This is a genomic window from Salmonella sp. SJTUF15581, from assembly GCF_043356775.1.
Classification (GTDB): domain Bacteria; phylum Pseudomonadota; class Gammaproteobacteria; order Enterobacterales; family Enterobacteriaceae; genus Salmonella; species Salmonella enterica.
In genome coordinates, this window is the sequence record NZ_JBEUJY010000003.1 from 154,764 (window position 1) to 175,190 (window position 20,427).

26 protein-coding genes and 2 tRNA genes are annotated in these 20,427 nt (G+C 46.1%); 24 read left to right on the top strand and 4 right to left on the bottom strand.

What is annotated here, in order from left to right:
* The 23 genes from ABVN36_RS07590 to ssaU all read left to right on the top strand — a co-directional run bounded on the left by ABVN36_RS07590 (position 1) and on the right by ssaU (position 16,493).
* On the top strand, positions 1 to 1,455 hold the full coding sequence (locus ABVN36_RS07590; RefSeq protein ID WP_023138173.1) for a type III secretion system translocon protein: 1,455 nt from the start codon (positions 1 to 3) through the stop codon (positions 1,453 to 1,455).
* A 15-nt stretch (positions 1,456 to 1,470) separates the two neighbouring features.
* Positions 1,471 to 2,058 carry an SPI-2 type III secretion system translocon protein SseD gene (gene sseD, locus ABVN36_RS07595; protein WP_033903582.1) on the top strand — a complete coding sequence of 196 codons (588 nt, stop codon included), beginning with the start codon at positions 1,471 to 1,473 and terminating at the stop codon, positions 2,056 to 2,058.
* Between the two features lie 2 nt (positions 2,059 to 2,060).
* A complete protein-coding gene (gene sseE, locus ABVN36_RS07600; protein ID WP_000249608.1) occupies positions 2,061 to 2,477 on the top strand; it encodes an LcrR family type III secretion system chaperone SseE in 417 nt (138 codons plus the stop codon).
* A 51-nt stretch (positions 2,478 to 2,528) separates the two neighbouring features.
* The gene (gene sscB / locus ABVN36_RS07605; protein ID WP_000979963.1) at positions 2,529 to 2,963 is read left to right on the top strand and encodes a SycD/LcrH family type III secretion system chaperone SscB; all 435 of its coding nucleotides are present in this window, start codon (positions 2,529 to 2,531) and stop codon (positions 2,961 to 2,963) included.
* Positions 2,964 to 2,978: 15 nt separating this feature from the next.
* Positions 2,979 to 3,761, top strand: coding sequence for a type III secretion systems effector SseF (gene sseF / locus ABVN36_RS07610; protein ID WP_023138175.1), 783 nt, complete (start codon positions 2,979 to 2,981; stop codon positions 3,759 to 3,761).
* Entirely contained in the window at positions 3,758 to 4,447 is a 690-nt protein-coding gene (sseG, locus tag ABVN36_RS07615; protein WP_000805832.1) for a pathogenicity island 2 effector protein SseG, read from the top strand. The genes sseF and sseG overlap by 4 nt, the downstream gene beginning before the upstream one ends.
* A 93-nt stretch (positions 4,448 to 4,540) precedes the next feature.
* Positions 4,541 to 4,756: a type III secretion system needle filament protein SsaG gene (ssaG, locus tag ABVN36_RS07620; protein ID WP_000350226.1), complete on the top strand. Its 216-nt coding sequence runs from the start codon at positions 4,541 to 4,543 to the stop codon at positions 4,754 to 4,756.
* On the top strand, positions 4,734 to 5,024 hold the full coding sequence (locus ABVN36_RS07625; protein WP_023138176.1) for an EscG/YscG/SsaH family type III secretion system needle protein co-chaperone: 291 nt from the start codon (positions 4,734 to 4,736) through the stop codon (positions 5,022 to 5,024). Before ssaG ends, ABVN36_RS07625 begins: the two co-directional genes overlap by 23 nt.
* An 11-nt stretch (positions 5,025 to 5,035) precedes the next feature.
* On the top strand, positions 5,036 to 5,284 hold the full coding sequence (gene ssaI, locus ABVN36_RS07630; protein WP_033903583.1) for a SctI family type III secretion system inner rod subunit SsaI: 249 nt from the start codon (positions 5,036 to 5,038) through the stop codon (positions 5,282 to 5,284).
* Positions 5,281 to 6,030: an SPI-2 type III secretion system apparatus lipoprotein SsaJ gene (gene ssaJ, locus ABVN36_RS07635; protein WP_023138178.1), complete on the top strand. Its 750-nt coding sequence runs from the start codon at positions 5,281 to 5,283 to the stop codon at positions 6,028 to 6,030. Before ssaI ends, ssaJ begins: the two co-directional genes overlap by 4 nt.
* Positions 6,031 to 6,047: 17 nt before the next feature.
* Positions 6,048 to 6,596: a type III secretion system domain-containing protein gene (locus tag ABVN36_RS07640; protein WP_023199466.1), complete on the top strand. Its 549-nt coding sequence runs from the start codon at positions 6,048 to 6,050 to the stop codon at positions 6,594 to 6,596.
* Positions 6,593 to 7,267: an SPI-2 type III secretion system apparatus protein SsaK gene (gene ssaK, locus ABVN36_RS07645; RefSeq protein WP_023138179.1), complete on the top strand. Its 675-nt coding sequence runs from the start codon at positions 6,593 to 6,595 to the stop codon at positions 7,265 to 7,267. The genes ABVN36_RS07640 and ssaK overlap by 4 nt, the downstream gene beginning before the upstream one ends.
* Positions 7,233 to 8,249: an SPI-2 type III secretion system apparatus protein SsaL gene (gene ssaL / locus ABVN36_RS07650; protein WP_000238886.1), complete on the top strand. Its 1,017-nt coding sequence runs from the start codon at positions 7,233 to 7,235 to the stop codon at positions 8,247 to 8,249. Before ssaK ends, ssaL begins: the two co-directional genes overlap by 35 nt.
* A gap of 57 nt (positions 8,250 to 8,306) precedes the next feature.
* Positions 8,307 to 8,675 (top strand): SPI-2 type III secretion system apparatus protein SsaM, encoded by a 369-nt coding sequence (gene ssaM / locus ABVN36_RS07655; RefSeq protein ID WP_000383700.1) that lies wholly within the window; start codon positions 8,307 to 8,309, stop codon positions 8,673 to 8,675.
* Positions 8,660 to 10,705 carry an SPI-2 type III secretion system apparatus protein SsaV gene (gene ssaV / locus ABVN36_RS07660; RefSeq protein WP_023138180.1) on the top strand — a complete coding sequence of 682 codons (2,046 nt, stop codon included), beginning with the start codon at positions 8,660 to 8,662 and terminating at the stop codon, positions 10,703 to 10,705. The genes ssaM and ssaV overlap by 16 nt, the downstream gene beginning before the upstream one ends.
* Positions 10,695 to 11,996: a SctN family type III secretion system ATPase SsaN gene (ssaN, locus tag ABVN36_RS07665; RefSeq protein WP_023138181.1), complete on the top strand. Its 1,302-nt coding sequence runs from the start codon at positions 10,695 to 10,697 to the stop codon at positions 11,994 to 11,996. The genes ssaV and ssaN overlap by 11 nt, the downstream gene beginning before the upstream one ends.
* 2 nt (positions 11,997 to 11,998) lie before the next feature.
* Entirely contained in the window at positions 11,999 to 12,376 is a 378-nt protein-coding gene (gene ssaO / locus ABVN36_RS07670; protein ID WP_000449089.1) for an SPI-2 type III secretion system apparatus protein SsaO, read from the top strand.
* Positions 12,357 to 12,731, top strand: a complete 375-nt coding sequence (gene ssaP / locus ABVN36_RS07675; RefSeq protein WP_001223306.1) for an SPI-2 type III secretion system apparatus protein SsaP — start codon at positions 12,357 to 12,359, stop codon at positions 12,729 to 12,731. The genes ssaO and ssaP overlap by 20 nt, the downstream gene beginning before the upstream one ends.
* A complete protein-coding gene (gene ssaQ, locus ABVN36_RS07680) occupies positions 12,712 to 13,680 on the top strand; it encodes an SPI-2 type III secretion system cytoplasmic ring protein SsaQ (protein WP_023138182.1) in 969 nt (322 codons plus the stop codon). Before ssaP ends, ssaQ begins: the two co-directional genes overlap by 20 nt.
* 67 nt (positions 13,681 to 13,747) lie before the next feature.
* A complete protein-coding gene (gene ssaR, locus ABVN36_RS07685) occupies positions 13,748 to 14,395 on the top strand; it encodes an SPI-2 type III secretion system export apparatus protein SsaR (protein WP_000056367.1) in 648 nt (215 codons plus the stop codon).
* Positions 14,392 to 14,658: an SPI-2 type III secretion system apparatus protein SsaS gene (gene ssas, locus ABVN36_RS07690; RefSeq protein ID WP_000999982.1), complete on the top strand. Its 267-nt coding sequence runs from the start codon at positions 14,392 to 14,394 to the stop codon at positions 14,656 to 14,658. The genes ssaR and ssas overlap by 4 nt, the downstream gene beginning before the upstream one ends.
* Positions 14,659 to 15,438, top strand: a complete 780-nt coding sequence (gene ssaT / locus ABVN36_RS07695) for an SPI-2 type III secretion system apparatus protein SsaT (RefSeq protein ID WP_023138183.1) — start codon at positions 14,659 to 14,661, stop codon at positions 15,436 to 15,438.
* Complete coding sequence (gene ssaU, locus ABVN36_RS07700; RefSeq protein ID WP_001291718.1) at positions 15,435 to 16,493, top strand: SPI-2 type III secretion system apparatus protein SsaU; 1,059 nt, start codon at positions 15,435 to 15,437, stop codon at positions 16,491 to 16,493. Before ssaT ends, ssaU begins: the two co-directional genes overlap by 4 nt.
* A 157-nt stretch (positions 16,494 to 16,650) precedes the next feature.
* Here the strand turns inward: ssaU and ABVN36_RS07705 are convergent.
* The 3 genes from ABVN36_RS07705 to mdtK all read right to left on the bottom strand — a co-directional run bounded on the left by ABVN36_RS07705 (position 16,651) and on the right by mdtK (position 18,339).
* Positions 16,651 to 16,727: transfer RNA gene (locus tag ABVN36_RS07705), tRNA-Val, on the bottom strand.
* 10 nt (positions 16,728 to 16,737) lie between these two features.
* Positions 16,738 to 16,814 (bottom strand) — tRNA-Val (locus ABVN36_RS07710).
* A gap of 151 nt (positions 16,815 to 16,965) precedes the next feature.
* On the bottom strand, positions 16,966 to 18,339 hold the full coding sequence (gene mdtK / locus ABVN36_RS07715) for a multidrug efflux MATE transporter MdtK (RefSeq protein WP_001175081.1): 1,374 nt from the start codon (positions 18,337 to 18,339) through the stop codon (positions 16,966 to 16,968).
* Between the two features lie 216 nt (positions 18,340 to 18,555).
* Between mdtK and ABVN36_RS07720 the strand changes: the two genes are divergently transcribed.
* A complete protein-coding gene (locus tag ABVN36_RS07720; protein WP_000493971.1) occupies positions 18,556 to 19,197 on the top strand; it encodes a riboflavin synthase in 642 nt (213 codons plus the stop codon).
* A gap of 41 nt (positions 19,198 to 19,238) precedes the next feature.
* On the opposite strand, the gene cfa is transcribed toward ABVN36_RS07720, so the two are convergent.
* Positions 19,239 to 20,387 carry a cyclopropane fatty acyl phospholipid synthase gene (gene cfa, locus ABVN36_RS07725; RefSeq protein WP_000098879.1) on the bottom strand — a complete coding sequence of 383 codons (1,149 nt, stop codon included), beginning with the start codon at positions 20,385 to 20,387 and terminating at the stop codon, positions 19,239 to 19,241.
* Between the last annotated feature and the right edge of the window lie 40 nt (positions 20,388 to 20,427).

Below are 20,427 nucleotides of genomic sequence, written 5' to 3' on the forward strand. Positions count from 1 at the left end.
ATGAATCGAATTCACAGTAATAGCGATAGCGCCGCAGGAGTAACCGCCTTAACACATCATCACTTAAGCAATGTCAGTTGCGTTTCCTCGGGTTCGCTGGGAAAGCGCCAGCATCGTGTGAATTCTACTTTTGGCGATGGCAACGCCACGTCTCTGCTATCAGGGAAAATTAGTCTTCAGGAGGCAAGCAATGCGTTGAAGCAACTGCTTGATGCCGTACCCGGAAATCATAAGCGTCCATCATTGCCTGACTTTTTGCATATCAATCCCACTGTTTTATCAATGATGATGACGACATTAATACTCAACGTCTTTGGTAATAACGCTCAATCGTTATGCCAACAGCTTGAGCGGGCAACTGAGGTGCAAAATGCATTACGTAATAAGCAGGTAAAGGAGTATCAGGAGCAGATCCAGAAAGCGATAGAGCAGGAGGATAAAGCGCGTAAAGCGGGCATTTTTGGCGCTATTTTTGACTGGATTACCGGCATATTTGAAACCGTGATTGGCGCCTTAAAAGTTGTGGAGGGTTTTCTGTCCGGTAATCCCGCAGAAATGGCTAGCGGCGTAGCTTATATGGCCGCAGGTTGTGCAGGAATGGTTAAAGCCGGAGCCGAAACGGCAATGATGTGCGGTGCTGACCACGATACCTGTCAGGCGATTATTGACGTGGCAAGTAAAATTCAAGTTGGTTGTGAAGTCGTCGCGATGGCACTGGATGTTTTCCAGATTGGTCGTGCTTTTATGGCGACGAGAGGCTTATCTAGCGCAGCTGCAAAAGTTCTTGACTCCGGCTTAGGCGAAGAAATGGTTGAGCGTATGGTAGGTGCAGGGGAAGGAGAAATAGAGGAGTTGGCTGAAAAGTTTGGCGAAGAGGTGAGCGAAAATTTTTCCAAACAATTTGAGGCGATTGAACGTGAAATGGTTTCGCCGGGCGAGATGGAAGAGGAGTCTGCTGAGTTTTCTCGTAAGGTAGAAAATAATATGACGCGAAGCGCGGGAAAAAGTTTTACGAAAGAGGGGGTGAAAGCCATGGCAAAAGAAGCGGCAAAAGAAGCCCTGGAAAAATGTGCGCAGGAAGGGGGAAAGTTTCTGTTAAAAAATTTTCGTAATAAAGTTCTCTGGAATATGTTCAAAAAAATCCTGTATGCCTTACTGAGTGATTGTTCATTTAAAGGCTTACAGGCTATCAGATGTGCAACCGAGGGCGCCAATCAGATGAATACTGGCATGGTTAACACAGAAAAAGCGAAGCTCGAAAAGAAAATAGAGCAATTAATAACTCAGCAACGGTTTCTGGATTTCATAATGCAACAAACGGAAGACCAAAAAAAGATAGAACAAAAACGCTTAGAGGAGCTTTATAAGAGTAGCGGTGCCGCGCTTAGAGATGTATTAGATACCATTGATCACTATAGTAGCGTTCAGGCGAGAATAGCTGGCTGTCGCGCTTAATCTGAGGATAAAAATATGGAAGCGAGTAACGTAGCACTGGTATTACCAGCGCCTTCCTGGTTAACGCCTTCTTCCAGTCAAGCTCCCTCCGGGGAGGGAATGGGTACTGAATCAATGCTTCTGTTATTTGATGATATCTGGATGAAGCTAATGGAGCTTGCCAAAAAGCTGCGCAATATCATGCGCGACTATAACGTAGTAAAACAACAGCTGGCCTGGGGGCTACAGGTCAATGTTTTACAGACGCAAATGAAAACAATTGATGAAGCGTTTAGAGCATCAATGATTACTGCGGGTGGCGCAATATTGTCGGGCGTGCTGACGATAGGATTAGGGGCCGTAGGCGGGGAGACCGGTCTTATAGCGGGTCAAGCCGTAGGCCATACTGCTGGAGGCGTCATGGGCCTGGGGGCCGGTGTAGCACAACGTCAAAGTGATCAAGATAAAGCGATTGCCGACCTGCAACAAAATGGGTCCCAATCCTATAATAAATCCCTGACGGAAATTATGGAGAAAGCAGCTGAAATTATGCAGCAAATCATGGGCGTGGGGTCGTCACTGGTCGCGGTTCTTGCTGAAATACTCCGGGCATTAACGAGGTAAATATGGTGCAAGAAATAGAGCAATGGTTGCGTCGGCATCAGGTGTTTACTGAGCCTGCATATTTAGGGGAGACCGCCATATTACTTGGGCAGCAGTTTATATTATCGCCTTACCTGGTGATCTATCGTATTGAGGCAAAAGAAATGATTATTTGTGAGTTCAGGCGCCTGACGCCCGGGCAACCTCGACCACAGCAATTGTTTCACTTACTGAGACTTTTACGCGGGATATTTGTGCATCACCCGCAGTTAACATGTTTAAAGATGTTGATAATCACCGACGTTCTGGATGAAAAAAAAGCCATGCTACGCAGGAAATTATTGCGCATCCTGACAGTAATGGGAGCGACCTTTACACAGCTTGATGGCGATAACTGGACAATTTTATCCGCCGAGCATCTTATCCAGCGACGTTTTTAAATGACCTTCCTGACGTAAATCATTATCACGTGAAAATAACAATCAATAGGTATGATGATGAAAGAAGATCAGAAAAATAAAATACCCGAAGACATTCTGAAACAGCTCTTATCCGTTGATCCGGAAACCGTTTATGCCAGTGGTTACGCCTCATGGCAGGAGGGGGATTATTCGCGCGCCGTAATCGATTTTAGCTGGCTGGTGATGGCCCAGCCATGGAGTTGGCGTGCCCATATTGCATTGGCTGGCACCTGGATGATGCTTAAAGAATACACGACGGCCATTAATTTCTATGGACATGCCTTAATGCTGGATGCCAGCCATCCAGAACCGGTTTACCAAACGGGCGTTTGTCTCAAAATGATGGGGGAACCCGGGTTGGCGAGAGAGGCTTTTCAAACCGCAATCAAGATGAGTTATGCGGATGCCTCATGGAGTGAGATTCGCCAGAATGCGCAAATAATGGTTGATACTCTTATTGCTTAAATAACAGAACGAAATATGAAAATTCATATTCCGTCAGCGGCAAGTAATATAGTAGATGGTAATAGTCCTCCTTCCGATATACAAGCGAAGGAGGTATCGTTTCCTCCCCCTGAAATTCCAGCCCCTGGCACCCCTGCAGCCCCTGCGCTGCTTACGCCTGAACAAATAAGGCAGCAGAGGGATTATGCTATACATTTTATGCAATACACTATTCGTGCGCTGGGTGCGACAGTCGTGTTTGGGTTATCGGTTGCTGCAGCGGTAATTTCTGGCGGGGCAGGATTACCCATTGCTATTCTTGCGGGGGCGGCGCTCGTGATTGCTATTGGGGATGCTTGCTGTGCGTATCATAATTATCAATTGATATGTCAGCAAAAGGAGCCGTTACAAACCGCCAGTGATAGCGTTGCTCTTGTGGTCAGTGCGCTGGCCTTAAAATGTGGGGCAAGTCTTAACTGCGCTAACACTCTTGCTAATTGTCTTTCTTTATTAATACGTTCAGGAATCGCTATTTCTATGTTGGTTTTACCCCTACAGTTTCCACTGCCCACGGCTGAAAATATAGCAGCCTCTTTGGACATGGGGAGTGTAATTACCTCCGTTAGCCTGACGGCGATAGGTGCGGTACTGGATTATTGCCTTGCCCGCCCCTCTGGCGACGATCAGGAAAATTCTGTTGATGAACTTCATGCCGATCCCAGTGCGTTATTGGCGGAACAAATGGCATCGCTCTGTCAATCTGCTACTGCACCTGCATTAATGGACAGTTCTGGTCATACATCTCGGGGAGAACCATGAAACCTGTTAGCCCAAATGCTCAGGTAGCAGGGCAACGTCCTGTTAACGCGCCTGAGGAATCACCTCCATGTCCCTCATTGCCACATCCGGAAACCAATATGGAGAGTGGTAGAATAGGTCCTCAACAAGGAAAAGAGCGGTTATTGGCCGGACTTGCGAAACGAGTGATAGAGTGTTTTCCAAAAGAAATTTTTAGTTGGCAAACGGTCATTTTGGGCGGACAGATTTTATGCTGTTCCGCTGGAATAGCATTAACAGTGCTAAGTGGTGGAGGCGCACCGCTCTTAGCCCTGGCGGGAATTGGCCTTGCTATTGCCATCGCGGATGTCGCCTGTCTTATCTACCATCATAAACATCATTTACCTATGGCTCACGACAGTATAGGCAATGCCGTTTTTTATATTGCTAATTGTTTCGCCAATCAACGCAAAAGTATGGCGATTGCTAAAGCCGTCTCCCTGGGCGGTAGATTAGCCTTAACCGCGACGGTAATGACGCATTCATACTGGAGTGGTAGTTTGGGACTACAGCTTCATTTATTAGAGCGTCTTAATGATATTACCTACGGACTAATGGGTTTTACTCGCTTCGGTATGGATGGGATGGCAATGACCGGTATGCAGGTCAGCAGCCCATTATATCGTTTGCTGGCTCAGGTGACGCCAGAACAACGTGCGCCGGAGTAATCGTTTTCAGGTATATACCGGATGTTCATTGCTTTCTAAATTTTGCTATGTTGCCAGTATCCTTATGATGTTTTTATTTTAAGGAAAAGCATTATGGATATTGCACAATTAGTGGATATGCTCTCCCACATGGCGCACCAGGCAGGTCAGGCCATTAATGACAAAATGAATGGTAATGATTTGCTCAACCCAGAATCGATGATTAAAGCGCAATTTGCCTTACAGCAGTATTCTACATTTATTAATTACGAAAGTTCACTGATCAAAATGATCAAGGATATGCTTAGTGGAATCATTGCTAAAATCTGAAGTTATTAGCGACGATGTTCGACGGTTGCTGCTGGAAATCATGTTTGCGGGCGTTAACCATAGCCTGATTTCCCAGGTACATGCGATGTTACCAGCGCTAACGGTTATTGTTCCGGATAAAAAATTACAGTTGGTATGTCTGGCATTATTGTTGGCGGGTTTAAATGAGCCGCTAAAAGCCGCGAAAATTTTATCGGATATTGATTTGCCAGAAGCTACGGCGCTGCGTCTGTTATTTCCTGCACCAAATGAGGGGTTTGAAAATTGAATATTTCTGATATGAGCGTAGTGCCTGTAAGCACTCAATCTTATGTAAAGTCCTCTGCAGAACCGAGCCAGGAACAAATTAATTTTTTTGAACAATTGCTGAAAGATGATGCATCCACCAGTAACGCCAGTACTTTATTACCGCAGGTTATGTTGACCAGACAAATGGATTATATGCAGTTAACGGTAGGCGTCGATTATCTTGCCAGAATATCAGGCGCAGCATCGCAAGCGCTTAATAAGCTGGATAGCATGACATGAAGGTTCATCGTATAGTATTTCTTACTGTCCTTACGTTCTTTCTTACGGCATGTGATGTGGATCTTTATCGCTCATTGCCAGAAGATGAGGCGAATCAAATGCTGGCATTACTTATGCAGCATCATATTGATGCGGAAAAAAAACAGGAAGAGGATGGTGTAACCTTACGTGTCGAGCAGTCGCAGTTTATTAATGCGGTTGAGCTACTTAGACTTAACGGTTATCCGCATCGGCAGTTTACAACGGCGGATAAGATGTTTCCGGCTAATCAGTTAGTGGTATCACCCCAGGAAGAACAACAGAAGATTAATTTTTTAAAAGAACAAAGAATTGAAGGAATGCTGAGTCAGATGGAGGGCGTGATTAATGCAAAAGTGACCATTGCGCTACCGACTTATGATGAGGGAAGTAACGCTTCTCCGAGCTCAGTTGCCGTATTTATAAAATATTCACCTCAGGTCAATATGGAGGCCTTTCGGGTAAAGATTAAAGATTTAATAGAGATGTCAATCCCTGGGTTGCAATACAGTAAGATTAGTATCTTGATGCAGCCTGCTGAATTCAGAATGGTACCTGATGTACCCGCGAGACAAACATTCTGGATTATGGACGTGATCAACGCCAATAAAGGGAAGGTGGAGCAGTGGTTGATGAAATACCCTTATCAGTTGATGTTATCGTTGACAGGACTGTTATTAGGAGTGGGCATCCTGATCGGCTATTTTTGCCTGAGACGCCGTTTTTGAGCCGACCTGATCCCGAGGTGTTGCAACTTTATCGTTATTTCTGGCAACCTGCTCGTTACGCTGTACCGGAATGGCTGGATAAGCTGGGCTTTCATCTTTCAAACTGCTGGCGTTATGGCGATCGGCCAGAATTGGATCGTCTTCTTGACAGAGCGTTAAATAGACTAAGGGGAAGCTCTGTTATTCCTGCCTGTTTAAATGACAGGCAAAAACGGCAGGTTCGACTTGCGCCGCGTATATCGGCATTTGCCTTTGGGCTGGGATTATTCAAACTCAGGTGTAGTGACTATTTTATGCTACCAGAGTATCGGCAATTGCTTCTACAGTGGTTTAGCGAGGATGAGATCTGGCAGCTATATGGTTGGTTGGGGCAAAAAGATGGCAAATTACTTCCTCCGCAAGTGATGCAACAAACTGCATTGCAGATCGGTACCGCCATTCTTAATCGGGAAGCGCATGACGATGCGGTTTTACATGCGCTATTAGTATTATTACCCCCTCCGCAGCGTATACTTTGGCCGAAGACTTCTCTTACTGAGATTATCTTCATGGAGCATTTGCTATGAGTTTTACTTCACTTCCTCTGACGGAAATTAACCATAAGCTACCCGCTCGAAATATTATTGAGTCACCGTGGATAACATTACAATTAACTTTATTTGCACAAGAACAACAAGCTAAGAGAGTTTCACATGCTATTGTGAGCTCCGCTTACCGTAAGGCTGAAAAAATCATCCGAGACGCCTATCGTTATCAGCGTGAACAGAAAGTTGAGCAGCAACAAGAACTAGCGTGGTTGCGTAAAAATACGCTGGAAAAAATGGAAGTGGAATGGCTGGAACAGCATGTAAAACATTTACAAGACGATGAAAATCAATTTCGTTCATTGGTCGATCAAGCAGCGCATCATATTAAAAATAGTATAGAACAGGTTCTGTTGGCCTGGTTCGACCAACAGTCGGTAGACAGTGTTATGTGCCATCGTCTGGCACGCCAGGCCACGGCTATGGCGGAAGAGGGAGCGCTTTATTTGCGTATTCATCCTGAAAAAGAGGCATTGATGCGTGAAACTTTTGGCAAGCGGTTTACGTTGATTATCGAGCCTGGTTTCTCTCCCGATCAGGCTGAACTTTCCTCAACACGATATGCCGTTGAATTTTCACTTTCTCGTCATTTCAACGCGTTACTGAAATGGTTACGTAATGGTGAAGATAAAAGAGGTAGCGATGAATATTAAAATTAATGAGATAAAAATGACGCCCCCTACAGCATTTACCCCTGGTCAGGTTATAGAGGAACAAGAGGTTATTTCGCCTTCAATGTTAGCTCTCCAGGAGTTACAGGAAACGACGGGGGCAGCGCTCTATGAGACGATGGAAGAAATAGGAATGGCGCTGAGTGGTAAACTGCGCGAAAGTTATAAATTCACGGATGCTGAGAAACTGGAGCGCAGACAGCAGGCTTTGCTGCGTTTGATAAAACAAATACAGGAGGATAATGGGGCAACGTTGCGTCCGCTTACTGAAGAGAATAGTGATCCTGATTTACAGAATGCGTATCAAATTATCGCTCTTGCAATGGCGCTTACTGCCGGCGGGTTGTCAAAAAAGAAAAAACGCGACTTGCAATCGCAACTGGATACGCTTACAGCGGAGGAGGGATGGGAACTTGCCGTTTTTAGTTTACTGGAACTTGGCGAAGTGGATACCGCTACGCTGTCCTCGCTGAAGCGTTTTATGCAACAGGCGATAGACAACGATGAAATGCCCTTATCGCAGTGGTTCAGACGCGTGGCAGACTGGCCGGATCGCTGTGAACGGGTCCGTATTTTGCTAAGAGCAATAGCCTTTGAACTTAGCATATGCATCGAACCCTCGGAGCAAAGTCGTTTGGCCGCAGCATTAGTACGTTTGCGTCGTTTGTTGTTATTCCTTGGCCTTGAAAAAGAGTGCCAGCGTGAGGAGTGGATTTGCCAGTTGCCGCCTAATACATTACTGCCGCTACTACTCGATATCATTTGTGAGCGTTGGCTTTTCAGTGATTGGTTGCTTGATAGACTTACCGCTATAGTTTCTTCATCGAAGATGTTCAATCGGTTACTCCAACAACTTGATGCGCAGTTTATGTTGATACCTGATAACTGTTTTAACGACGAAGATCAACGTGAACAAATTCTCGAAACGCTTCGTGAAGTAAAGGTAAATCAGGTTTTATTCTGATACCTGGCTTTCAATATTTAGGTAAATTGGCGTTCTGGCTCATCATGAGGCGGCAGGATGGATTGGGATCTTATTACTGAACGTAATATTCAGCTTTTTATTCAATTAGCAGGATTAGCTGAACGGCCTTTAGCAACCAATATGTTCTGGCGGCAAGGACAATATGAAACCTATCTAAACTATCATAACGGTCGTATTCACTTATGTCAGATACTCAAGCAAACCTTCTTAGACGAAGATCTGCTTTTTAAAGCCTTAACTCACTGGAAACCTGCAGCGTTCCAGGGTATTCCTCAACGATTATTTTTGTTGCGCGATGGGCTTGCAATGAGCTGTTCTCCTCCTCTTTCCAGCTCCGCCGAGCTCTGGTTACGATTACATCATCGACAAATAAAATTTCTGGAGTCGCAATGCGTTCATGGTTAGGTGAGGGAATCAGGGCGCAACAGTGGCTCAGTGTATGCGCGGGTCGGCAGGATATGGTTCTGGCGACAGTGTTATTAATCGCTATTGTGATGATGCTGTTACCTTTACCGACCTGGATGGTTGATATCCTGATTACTATCAACCTTATGTTTTCAGTGATCCTGCTCTTAATTGCTATTTATCTTAGTGACCCTCTCGATTTATCGGTATTTCCGTCTTTATTACTTATTACTACATTATATCGTTTGTCACTCACAATCAGCACATCACGGCTGGTACTGTTACAACATAATGCCGGTAATATTGTGGATGCTTTCGGTAAGTTTGTCGTAGGAGGAAATCTCACCGTTGGGTTGGTCGTATTTACCATCATTACTATCGTGCAGTTTATTGTCATTACAAAAGGTATCGAGAGGGTGGCGGAAGTTAGCGCACGTTTCTCGCTTGATGGGATGCCAGGCAAACAAATGAGTATCGATGGCGATTTGCGTGCCGGAGTTATCGATGCAGACCATGCCCGTACATTAAGACAGCACGTCCAGCAGGAAAGCCGCTTTCTCGGTGCGATGGACGGTGCGATGAAATTCGTTAAAGGCGATACGATTGCCGGTATTATTGTTGTTCTGGTGAACATTATCGGCGGTATCATTATCGCTATCGTGCAATATGATATGTCGATGAGTGAGGCTGTTCACACTTATAGCGTACTGTCAATCGGAGATGGTTTATGTGGGCAAATTCCATCGCTGCTGATTTCCCTTAGCGCGGGAATTATTGTCACCCGTGTGCCGGGTGAGAAACGCCAGAACCTGGCGACAGAGTTGAGTTCTCAAATTGCCAGACAACCTCAGTCGCTCATATTAACCGCTGTGGTTTTAATGCTCCTCGCTTTAATTCCTGGCTTTCCTTTTATCACTCTCGCTTTCTTTTCAGCGTTGTTAGCATTGCCAATTATCCTCATTCGCCGCAAAAAGTCTGTGGTTTCCGCAAATGGCGTCGAAGCACCGGAAAAAGATAGTATGGTTCCCGGCGCATGTCCTCTAATCTTACGTCTTACCCCGACGTTACATTCTGCCGACCTGATTCGTGATATTGACGCCATGAGATGGTTTTTATTTGAGGATACTGGCGTCCCTCTCCCTGAGGTGAACATTGAAGTTTTGCCTGAACCCACCGAAAAATTGACGGTACTGCTATATCAGGAACCCGTATTTAGTTTATCTATTCCCGCCCAGGCGGATTATTTATTGATAGGCGCGGACGCTAGTGTCGTGGGTGACAGCCAGACGTTACCGAACGGGATGGGGCAGATCTGTTGGCTTACAAAAGAGATGGCCCATAAGGCGCAAGGTTTTGGACTGGACGTTTTCGCGGGCAGCCAACGTATCTCTGCCTTATTAAAATGTGTCCTGCTTCGGCATATGGGAGAGTTTATTGGTGTTCAGGAAACGCGTTATCTAATGAATGCGATGGAAAAAAACTACTCTGAGCTGGTGAAAGAGCTTCAGCGCCAGTTACCCATTAATAAAATCGCTGAAACTTTGCAACGGCTTGTATCAGAGCGGGTTTCTATTAGAGATTTACGTCTTATTTTCGGCACCTTAATTGACTGGGCGCCACGTGAAAAAGATGTCCTGATGTTGACAGAATATGTCCGTATCGCGCTTCGCCGTCATATTCTGCGTCGTCTTAATCCGGAAGGAAAACCGCTGCCGATTTTGCGGATCGGCGAAGGTATTGAGAACCTCGTGCGTGAATCCATTCGCCAGACGGCAATGGGGACCTATACTGCGCTGTCGTCTCGTCATAAGACGCAGATCCTGCAACTTATCGAGCAGGCGCTGAAGCAGTCAGCCAAATTATTCATTGTCACTTCTGTCGACACCCGACGTTTCTTGCGAAAAATTACAGAAGCCACCTTGTTCGACGTACCGATTTTGTCATGGCAGGAATTAGGAGAGGAGAGCCTTATACAAGTGGTAGAAAGTATTGACCTTAGCGAAGAGGAGTTGGCGGACAATGAAGAATGAATTGATGCAACGTCTGAGGCTGAAATATCCGCCCCCCGATGGTTATTGTCGATGGGGCCGAATTCAGGATGTCAGCGCAACGTTGTTAAATGCGTGGTTGCCTGGGGTATTTATGGGTGAGTTGTGCTGTATAAAGCCTGGAGAAGAACTTGCTGAAGTCGTGGGGATTAATGGCAACAAAGCTTTGCTATCTCCTTTTACGAGTACTATCGGACTTCACTGCGGGCAGCAAGTGATGGCCTTAAGGCGACGCCATCAGGTTCCCGTGGGCGAAGCGTTATTAGGGCGAGTCATTGATGGCTTTGGTCGTCCCCTTGATGGCCGCGAACTGCCCGAAGTCTGCTGGAAAGACTATGATGCAATGCCTCCTCCCGCAATGGTTCGACAGCCTATCACTCAACCATTAATGACGGGGATTCGCGCTATTGATAGCGTTGCGACCTGTGGTGAAGGGCAACGAGTGGGTATTTTTTCTGCTCCTGGCGTGGGGAAAAGCACGCTTTTGGCGATGCTGTGTAATGCGCCAGACGCAGACTGCAATGTTCTGGTGTTAATTGGTGAACGTGGACGAGAAGTCCGCGAGTTCATCGATTTTACACTGTCTGAAGAGACCCGAAAACGTTGTGTCATTGTTGTCGCAACCTCTGACAGACCCGCCTTAGAGCGCGTGAGGGCGCTGTTTGTGGCCACCACGATAGCAGAATTTTTTCGCGATAATGGAAAGCGAGTCGTCTTGCTTGCCGACTCACTGACGCGTTATGCCAGGGCCGCGCGGGAAATCGCTCTGGCCGCCGGAGAGACCGCAGTTTCTGGAGAATATCCGCCAGGCGTATTTAGTGCATTGCCACGACTTTTAGAACGTACAGGAATGGGAGAAAAAGGCAGTATTACCGCATTTTATACGGTACTGGTGGAAGGCGATGATATGAATGAGCCGTTGGCGGATGAAGTCCGTTCACTGCTTGACGGACATATTGTGCTATCCCGACGGCTTGCAGAGAGGGGGCATTATCCTGCCATTGACGTGTTGGCAACGCTCAGCCGCGTTTTTCCAGTCGTTACCAGCCATGAGCATCGTCAACTGGCGGCGATTTTGCGACGGTGCCTGGCGCTTTACCAGGAGGTTGAACTATTAATACGCATTGGGGAATACCAGCGAGGAGTTGATACAGATACTGACAAAGCCATTGATACCTATCCGGATATTTGCACATTTTTGCGACAAAGTAAGGATGAAGTATGCGGACCCGAGCTACTCATAGAAAAATTACACCAAATCCTCACCGAGTGATCATGGAAACTTTGCTGGAGATAATCGCGCGGCGTGAAAAGCAATTACGCGGCAAACTTACCGTACTTGATCAGCAGCAACAGGCGATTATTACGGAACAGCAGATTTGCCAGACGCGCGCTTTAGCAGTGTCTACCAGACTGAAAGAATTAATGGGCTGGCAAGGTACGTTATCTTGTCATTTATTGTTGGATAAGAAACAACAAATGGCCGGGTTATTCACTCAGGCGCAGAGCTTTTTGACGCAACGGCAGCAGTTAGAGAATCAGTATCAGCAGCTTGTCTCCCGGCGAAGCGAATTACAGAAGAATTTTAATGCGCTTATGAAAAAGAAAGAAAAAATTACTATGGTATTAAGCGATGCGTATTACCAAAGTTGAGGGAAGTCTTGGGTTGCCATGCCAGTCTTATCAGGATGATAACGAGGCGGAGGCGGAACGTATGGACTTTGAACAACTCATGCACCAGGCATTGCCCATTGGTGAGAATAATCCTCCTGTAGCATTGAACAAGAACGTGGTTTTCACGCAACGTTATCGTGTTAGTGGTGGTTATCTTGACGGTGTAGAGTGTGAAGTATGTGAATCAGGGGGGCTAATCCAGTTAAGAGTCAATGTCCCTCATCATGAAATTTACCGTTCGATGAAAGCGCTAAAGCAGTGGCTGGAGTCTCAGTTGTTGCATATGGGGTATATAATTTCCCTGGAGATATTCTATGTTAAGAATAGCGAATGAAGAGCGTCCGTGGATGGAGTTGCTTCCAACGCAAGGCGCTACCATTGGTGAGCTGACATTGAGTATGCAACAATATCCAGCACAGCAAGGGACATTATTTACCATACATTATCATAATGAGCTGGGTAGGGTGTGGATTGCAGAACAATGCTGGCAGCGCTGGTGTGAAGGGTTAATTGGCACCGCTAATCGATCGGTTATCGATCCTGAATTGCTATATGGAATAGCTGAATGGGGGCTGGCGCCGTTATTGCAAGCCAGTGATGCAACCCTCTGTCAGAACGAACCGCCAACATCCTGCAGTAATCTACCACATCAGCTAGCGTTGCATATTAAATGGACAGTTGAAGAACATGAGTTCCATAGCATTATTTTTACATGGCCAACGGGTTTTCTGCGCAATATAGTCGGAGAGCTTTCTGCTGAGCGTCAACAGATTTATCCTGCCCCTCCTGTGGTAGTCCCTGTATATTCAGGCTGGTGCCAGCTTACATTAATCGAACTTGAGTCTATCGAAATCGGCATGGGCGTTCGGATTCATTGCTTCGGCGACATCAGACTCGGTTTTTTTGCTATTCAACTACCTGGGGGAATCTACGCAAGGGTGTTGCTGACAGAGGATAACACGATGAAATTTGACGAATTAGTCCAGGATATCGAAACGCTACTTGCGTCAGGGAGTCCAATGTCAAAGAGTGACGGAACGTCTTCAGTCGAACTTGAGCAGATACCACAACAGGTGCTCTTTGAGGTCGGACGTGCGAGTCTGGAAATTGGACAATTACGACAACTTAAAACGGGGGACGTTTTGCCTGTAGGGGGATGTTTTGCGCCAGAGGTGACGATAAGAGTAAATGACCGTATTATTGGGCAAGGTGAGTTGATTGCCTGTGGTAATGAATTTATGGTGCGTATTACACGTTGGTATCTTTCCAAAAATACAGCGTAAACCTGATAACAAAAATAATATGCGAACAATATAATAGCGTTCCAGGTCGTGTCATGAGAGATACAGTATGTCTTTACCCGATTCGCCTTTGCAACTGATTGGTATATTGTTTCTGCTTTCAATACTGCCTCTCATTATCGTCATGGGAACTTCTTTCCTTAAACTGGCGGTGGTATTTTCGATTTTACGAAATGCTCTGGGTATTCAACAAGTTCCCCCAAATATCGCACTGTATGGCCTTGCGCTTGTACTTTCCTTATTCATTATGGGACCGACGCTATTAGCTGTAAAAGAGCGCTGGCATCCGGTTCAGGTTGCTGGCGCTCCTTTCTGGACGTCTGAGTGGGACAGTAAAGCATTAGCGCCTTATCGACAGTTTTTGCAAAAAAACTCTGAAGAAAAGGAAGCCAATTATTTTCGGAATTTGATAAAACGAACCTGGCCTGAAGACATAAAAAGAAAGATAAAACCTGATTCTTTGCTCATATTAATTCCGGCATTTACGGTGAGTCAGTTGACGCAGGCATTTCGGATTGGATTACTTATTTATCTTCCCTTTCTGGCTATTGACCTGCTTATTTCAAATATACTGCTGGCTATGGGGATGATGATGGTGTCGCCGATGACCATTTCATTACCGTTTAAGCTGCTAATATTTTTACTGGCAGGCGGTTGGGATCTGACACTGGCGCAATTGGTACAGAGCTTTTCATGAATGATTCTGAATTGACGCAATTTGTAACGCAACTTTTATGGATCGTCCTTTTTACGTCTATGCCGGTAGTGTTGGTGGCATCGGTAGTTGGTGTCATCGTAAGCCTTGTTCAGGCCTTGACTCAAATACAGGACCAAACGCTACAGTTCATGATTAAATTATTGGCAATTGCAATAACCTTAATGGTCAGCTACCCATGGCTTAGCGGTATCCTGTTGAATTATACCCGGCAGATAATGTTACGAATTGGAGAGCATGGTTGAATGGCACAACAGGTAAATGAGTGGCTTATTGCATTGGCTGTGGCTTTTATTCGACCATTGAGCCTTTCTTTATTACTTCCCTTATTAAAAAGTGGCAGTTTAGGGGCCGCACTTTTACGTAATGGCGTGCTTATGTCACTTACCTTTCCGATATTACCAATCATTTACCAGCAGAAGATTATGATGCATATTGGTAAAGATTACAGTTGGTTAGGGTTAGTCACCGGAGAGGTGATTATTGGTTTTTTAATTGGGTTTTGTGCGGCGGTTCCCTTTTGGGCCGTTGATATGGCGGGGTTTCTGCTTGATACTTTACGTGGCGCGACAATGGGTACGATATTCAATTCTACAATGGAAGCTGAAACCTCACTTTTTGGCTTGCTTTTCAGCCAGTTTTTGTGTGTTGTTTTCTTTATAAGCGGCGGCATGGAGTTTATATTAAATATTCTGTATGAGTCATATCAATATTTACCACCAGGGCGTACTTTATTATTTGACCGGCAATTTTTAAAATATATCCAGGCAGAGTGGAGAACGCTTTATCAATTATGTGTCAGTTTCTCTGTTCCTGCCATAATATGTATGGTATTAGCCGATCTGGCTTTAGGTCTTTTAAATCGGTCGGCACAACAATTGAATGTGTTTTTCTTCTCAATGCCGCTCAAAAGTATATTAGTTCTACTGACGCTCCTGATCTCATTCCCTTATGCTCTTCATCACTATTTGGTTGAAAGTGATAAGTTTTATATTTATCTGAAAGACTGGTTCCCATCTGTATGAGCGAGAAAACAGAACAGCCTACAGAAAAGAAATTACGTGATGGTCGTAAGGAAGGGCAGGTCGTCAAAAGTATCGAAATAACATCATTATTTCAGCTGATTGCGCTTTATTTGTATTTTCATTTCTTTACTGAAAAGATGATTTTGATACTGATTGAGTCAATAACTTTCACATTACAATTAGTAAATAAACCATTTTCTTATGCATTAACGCAATTGAGTCATGCTTTAATAGAGTCATTGACTTCTGCACTGCTGTTTCTGGGCGCTGGGGTAATAGTTGCTACTGTGGGTAGCGTGTTTCTTCAGGTGGGGGTGGTTATTGCCAGCAAGGCCATTGGTTTTAAAAGCGAGCACATAAATCCGGTAAGTAATTTTAAGCAGATATTCTCTTTGCATAGCGTAGTAGAATTATGTAAATCCAGCCTGAAAGTTATCATGTTATCTCTTATCTTTGCCTTTTTCTTTTATTATTATGCCAGTACTTTTCGGGCGCTACCGTACTGTGGGTTAGTCTGTGGTCTGCTTGTGGTTTCTTCTTTAATAAAATGGTTATGGGTAGGGGTGATGGCTTTTTATATCGTCGTTGGCATACTGGACTATTCTTTTCAATATTATAAGATTAGAAAAGATCTAAAAATGAGTAAAGATGACGTAAAACAGGAGCATAAAGATCTGGAGGGCGACCCTCAAATGAAGACACGGCGTCGGGAAATGCAGAGTGAAATACAAAGTGGGAGTTTAGCTCAATCTGTTAAACAATCTGTTGCGGTAGTGCGTAATCCAACGCATATTGCGGTTTGTCTTGGCTATCATCCCACCGATATGCCAATACCACGCGTCCTGGAAAAAGGCAGTGATGCTCAAGCTAACTATATTGTTAACATCGCTGAACGCAACTGCATCCCCGTTGTTGAAAATGTTGAGCTGGCCCGCTCATTATTTTTTGAAGTGGAACGCGGAGATAAAATTCCTGAAACGTTATTTGAACCCGTTGCAGCCTTGTTACGTATGGTGATGAAGATAGATTATGCGCATTCTACCGAAACACCATAAATGCCTTTGGTATGCTTCTTCAGGCCACTGCGAAGGTTAAGAGGGTAATAGCGTATAGAGCAGCGCTTGACGATAGAGATGAGAGATTGAAAATAATCGCTTTTAGCCTGGCACAAGCACCAGATAGCGTATTTTAAAATTAAACAAGATAATGGATTGGTGCGTCTGAATGGACTCGAACCATCGACCCCCACCATGTCAAGGTGGTGCTCTAACCAACTGAGCTACAGACGCATTAAAATGATGGTGCGTTCAATTGGACTCGAACCAACGACCCCCACCATGTCAAGGTGGTGCTCTAACCAACTGAGCTATGAACGCAACGTTGTAGGTGACAACGGGGACGAATATTAGCGTCACAACTGCAATGAGGCAAGAGGGAAATCGCAATTTTCTTCCTGAAATCACCTGATTGCGGTGGAAATATGCAACATGTCGAGAAAATAGCCGCCATGCGACGGCTATCGTCGTATTATCGCGCAGCGCGCTGCAAAATGATGGCGGACGGCTGACGTTGTAGATAGCGCATCCGTAGCATCATTAACACCGCCGCCGAGGTCAGGCCGATGATGAACCCCATCCAGAAGCCTGCCGGTCCCATACGATCCACCACCAGATCCGTTAACGCCAGGATATAACCGCTGGGTAAACCTAACACCCAGTAGGCGGTAAAGGTGATAAAAAAGATGGAACGCGTATCTTTATAACCGCGCAGAATACCGCTGCCGATAACCTGTATAGAGTCGGAAATCTGATAAACCGCAGCGAGCAGCATTAATTGCGCGGCAAGCGCCACGACCTCGGGGTTGTCATTGTAGAGCAAAGCAATATGCTTACGCAGAGTAACGGTAAAAATAGCGGTAACCACAGCCATACAAATGCCGACGCCTAAACCGGTACGCGCTGCGGTTTGCGCATCCAGCGTTGAGCCCTGGCCCAGACGATAACCCACTCGAATCGTTACCGCCGCAGCCAGCGACATCGGCAGTACGAACATCAGCGAGCTAAAGTTAAGCGCAATCTGATGACCGGCGACATCCACAATACCTAATGGCGAAACCAGCAGCGCAACGACCGCAAACAACGTCACTTCAAAGAACAGCGCCAGCGCAATCGGCAACCCCAGTTGAATCAGGCGCTTCATGACGACGCTATCGGGTTTGCCAAAGCCTGTTTCATTACGAATATCACGCATTGAACGCGCGTGTTTAATGTAAGAAAGCATGGCGATAAACATCACCCAATAGACCGCCGCGGTCGCAACGCCGCAGCCGATACCGCCGAGTTCCGGCATACCAAAATGGCCATAGATAAAAATATAGTTCACCGGAATATTCACCAGCAGGCCCAAAAATCCCATCACCATACCCGGTTTGGTTTTGGCCAGACCTTCGCACTGGTTTCGAGCTACCTGAAAGAAAAGGTATCCTGGCGCGCCCCACAGCAGCGCGCGAAGATAACCCACGGCTTTATCGGCCAGCGCCGGATCAATATTATGCATGGAGCGGATAATGTATCCGGCATTCCACAGGACGATCATCACCAGCACGGAGACAAAGCCCGCCAGCCAGAACCCTTGTCGAACCTGATGCGCGATACGCTCACGGCGGCCGGAGCCATTGAGTTGCGCAATCACAGGCGTCAAGGCCAGCAGTAAGCCGTGACCAAACAAAATGGCGGGAAGCCAGATAGAGGTGCCGATAGCGACGGCAGCCATGTCCGTAGCGCTATAGCCTCCTGCCATGACGGTATCGACGAATCCCATTGCGGTCTGTGCCACTTGCGCAAGGATCACCGGTATCGCTAACGCTAATAACTGACGCGCTTCACTGGTATACTTCTGCACGTATTCACCTTTTATTTTGTTGTTATATGAAAGACTAAAAAGCCGCCGTAGTGGCAGCCAAAAGAAATAGCAGGGGAAATTTCAGTCTATTGTAGCGGGGTATTACTATTTCTCCAGCGAAAAAACAGTTGTTAACGGCGCATTGCTGGCAAGCTGTTTTTCCACCTGCTATTGTGCTGAACAGTTCTGCTTTTATTTATTTCAGGAGTTGAAGATATGTTTACGGGGATCGTACAGGGTACCGCGAAACTGGTATCGATTGATGAAAAACCCAACTTTCGCACCCATGTGGTGACGTTACCGGACTACATGCTGGAGGGGCTGGAGACGGGGGCGTCGGTAGCGCATAACGGATGCTGTTTGACGGTGACTGAAATAAACGGCAACCAGATAAGCTTTGATCTGATGAAAGAAACGTTGCGCATCACCAATCTGGGCGCGTTGAGGGTAGGTGATGAGGTCAACGTAGAGCGCGCCGCCAAATTCAGCGATGAAATCGGTGGACATCTGATGTCGGGGCATATTATTACGACGGCGGAGATCGCGAAAATCCTGACCTCCGAAAATAACCATCAGGTGTGGTTTAAAGTGCAGGATGCGTCCCTGATGAAGTATATCCTGTACAAAGGCTTTATCGGCGTCGACGGCATCAGTTTGACCGTCGGCGAGGTAACGCCAACGCGCTTCTGCGTGCATCTCATTCCGGAAACGCTGGAGCGTACTACGCTTGGCAGAAAAAAACTGGGTGAGCGTGTGAATATCGAGATCGATCCGCAAACGCAGGCGGTTGTCGATACCGTAGAACGCGTACTGGCTGCGCGAGAAAATGCGGTCAGAAATCAGGCCGACATTGGCTAACGGAAAATAAGATTCCCCCGCATGAAATGCGGGGGAGATGATTAGCGAGGAACGCGCAGTCCGTTTTCAACGCCGCGCGTAAATACCACCTGCCAAAGCTGGATATCACGCGCGCGAAACGCACCCGCGCAGGCGTTGAGATAATAGCTGAACATACGTTTAAAGCGCTCGTTATAATTGCCCGCAATCTCTGGCCAGGCATTGATAAAGCGCTCATGCCACGCCATCAGAGTCGTGTCATAGTCGGCGCCAAAGTTATGCCAGTCTTCCATTACAAAGTGTGATTCGCTGGCCTCGGCGATTTGACGAACAGACGGCAAACAACCGTTGGGGAAAATATACTTATTGATCCACGGATCGACATTATGATCGGTTTTTTTAGAACCAATAGTATGGAGCAGGAAAAGACCATCCGGTTTTAAATTCCTGTCAACGACCTCAAAATAGGTGTTGTAGTTTTTTGGCCCGACATGTTCGAACATGCCGACAGAGACGATTCGGTCAAACTGATCGTTAAGGTCGCGATAATCTTCGAGGAGAATGGAGACATCCAGACCTTCGCAACGCGTCTGCGCCATTTTTTGTTGTTCAGCGGAGATCGTTACGCCCACCACGCTAACGCCATAATGGGTCGCCATATATTGCGACAGGCCGCCCCAGCCGCAGCCGATATCCAGCACACGCATCCCCGGTTGTAGCTGTAGCTTTTCGCAAATCAATTTCAGCTTGGCTTGCTGTGCCGCTTCCAGCGTATCGGCATCTTTCCAGTAGGCGCAAGAATATTGCATATAGGGATCGAGCATACGGGAAAAAAGGTCATTACCAAGATCGTAATGTTCCTTGCCGACAATCCAGGCGCGTTTTTTACTTTGTAGATTAATCAGACGCGCGCCGAGGATACGGAGCGTATCTTTAACATGGTGGGGGAGTTGATTTTCAAGACCGGCACGTAAGACTTTGCTGAAGAAAATATCCAGACGCTCGCATTCCCACCAGCCATCCATGTAACTCTCACCTAACCCCAACGATCCTTCCTGAAGGACGCGTTTAAAAAAATCGGGATTCTTAACACGAATGTCAGACGGGGCGGAACCATTAATTGTAATATCCGCGCGACTTAACAATTCGTTGGCGATTCGGTACCAGTTATCATCCGGTACGCTGACTTCTTCTATACACGATGAACTCATAGTTTCTCCATCACTGGACGGTGATCAGAACCTTAAAACA

Excerpts from the sequence above, each read along its gene's own strand:
- ssaL (WP_000238886.1), top strand. The coding sequence starts at position 7,233 with ATGGTGAAGATAAAAGAGGTAGCGATGAATATTAAAATTAATGAGATA.
- sseG (WP_000805832.1), top strand. The coding sequence starts at position 3,758 with ATGAAACCTGTTAGCCCAAATGCTCAGGTAGCAGGGCAACGTCCTGTT.
- ssaI (WP_033903583.1), top strand. The coding sequence starts at position 5,036 with ATGAGCGTAGTGCCTGTAAGCACTCAATCTTATGTAAAGTCCTCTGCA.
- ssaO (WP_000449089.1), top strand. The coding sequence starts at position 11,999 with ATGGAAACTTTGCTGGAGATAATCGCGCGGCGTGAAAAGCAATTACGC.
- sseF (WP_023138175.1), top strand. The coding sequence starts at position 2,979 with ATGAAAATTCATATTCCGTCAGCGGCAAGTAATATAGTAGATGGTAAT.
- ABVN36_RS07590 (WP_023138173.1), top strand. The coding sequence starts at position 1 with ATGAATCGAATTCACAGTAATAGCGATAGCGCCGCAGGAGTAACCGCC.
- sseE (WP_000249608.1), top strand. The coding sequence starts at position 2,061 with ATGGTGCAAGAAATAGAGCAATGGTTGCGTCGGCATCAGGTGTTTACT.
- ssas (WP_000999982.1), top strand. The coding sequence starts at position 14,392 with ATGAATGATTCTGAATTGACGCAATTTGTAACGCAACTTTTATGGATC.
- sseD (WP_033903582.1), top strand. The coding sequence starts at position 1,471 with ATGGAAGCGAGTAACGTAGCACTGGTATTACCAGCGCCTTCCTGGTTA.
- ssaV (WP_023138180.1), top strand. The coding sequence starts at position 8,660 with ATGCGTTCATGGTTAGGTGAGGGAATCAGGGCGCAACAGTGGCTCAGT.
- ssaG (WP_000350226.1), top strand. The coding sequence starts at position 4,541 with ATGGATATTGCACAATTAGTGGATATGCTCTCCCACATGGCGCACCAG.
- ssaP (WP_001223306.1), top strand. The coding sequence starts at position 12,357 with ATGCGTATTACCAAAGTTGAGGGAAGTCTTGGGTTGCCATGCCAGTCT.
- ssaR (WP_000056367.1), top strand. The coding sequence starts at position 13,748 with ATGTCTTTACCCGATTCGCCTTTGCAACTGATTGGTATATTGTTTCTG.
- cfa (WP_000098879.1), bottom strand. The coding sequence starts at position 20,387 with ATGAGTTCATCGTGTATAGAAGAAGTCAGCGTACCGGATGATAACTGG.
- ssaK (WP_023138179.1), top strand. The coding sequence starts at position 6,593 with ATGAGTTTTACTTCACTTCCTCTGACGGAAATTAACCATAAGCTACCC.
- sscB (WP_000979963.1), top strand. The coding sequence starts at position 2,529 with ATGATGATGAAAGAAGATCAGAAAAATAAAATACCCGAAGACATTCTG.
- ABVN36_RS07720 (WP_000493971.1), top strand. The coding sequence starts at position 18,556 with ATGTTTACGGGGATCGTACAGGGTACCGCGAAACTGGTATCGATTGAT.
- ssaT (WP_023138183.1), top strand. The coding sequence starts at position 14,659 with ATGGCACAACAGGTAAATGAGTGGCTTATTGCATTGGCTGTGGCTTTT.
- ssaQ (WP_023138182.1), top strand. The coding sequence starts at position 12,712 with ATGTTAAGAATAGCGAATGAAGAGCGTCCGTGGATGGAGTTGCTTCCA.
- ssaU (WP_001291718.1), top strand. The coding sequence starts at position 15,435 with ATGAGCGAGAAAACAGAACAGCCTACAGAAAAGAAATTACGTGATGGT.
- ssaN (WP_023138181.1), top strand. The coding sequence starts at position 10,695 with ATGAAGAATGAATTGATGCAACGTCTGAGGCTGAAATATCCGCCCCCC.
- ssaJ (WP_023138178.1), top strand. The coding sequence starts at position 5,281 with ATGAAGGTTCATCGTATAGTATTTCTTACTGTCCTTACGTTCTTTCTT.
- ssaM (WP_000383700.1), top strand. The coding sequence starts at position 8,307 with ATGGATTGGGATCTTATTACTGAACGTAATATTCAGCTTTTTATTCAA.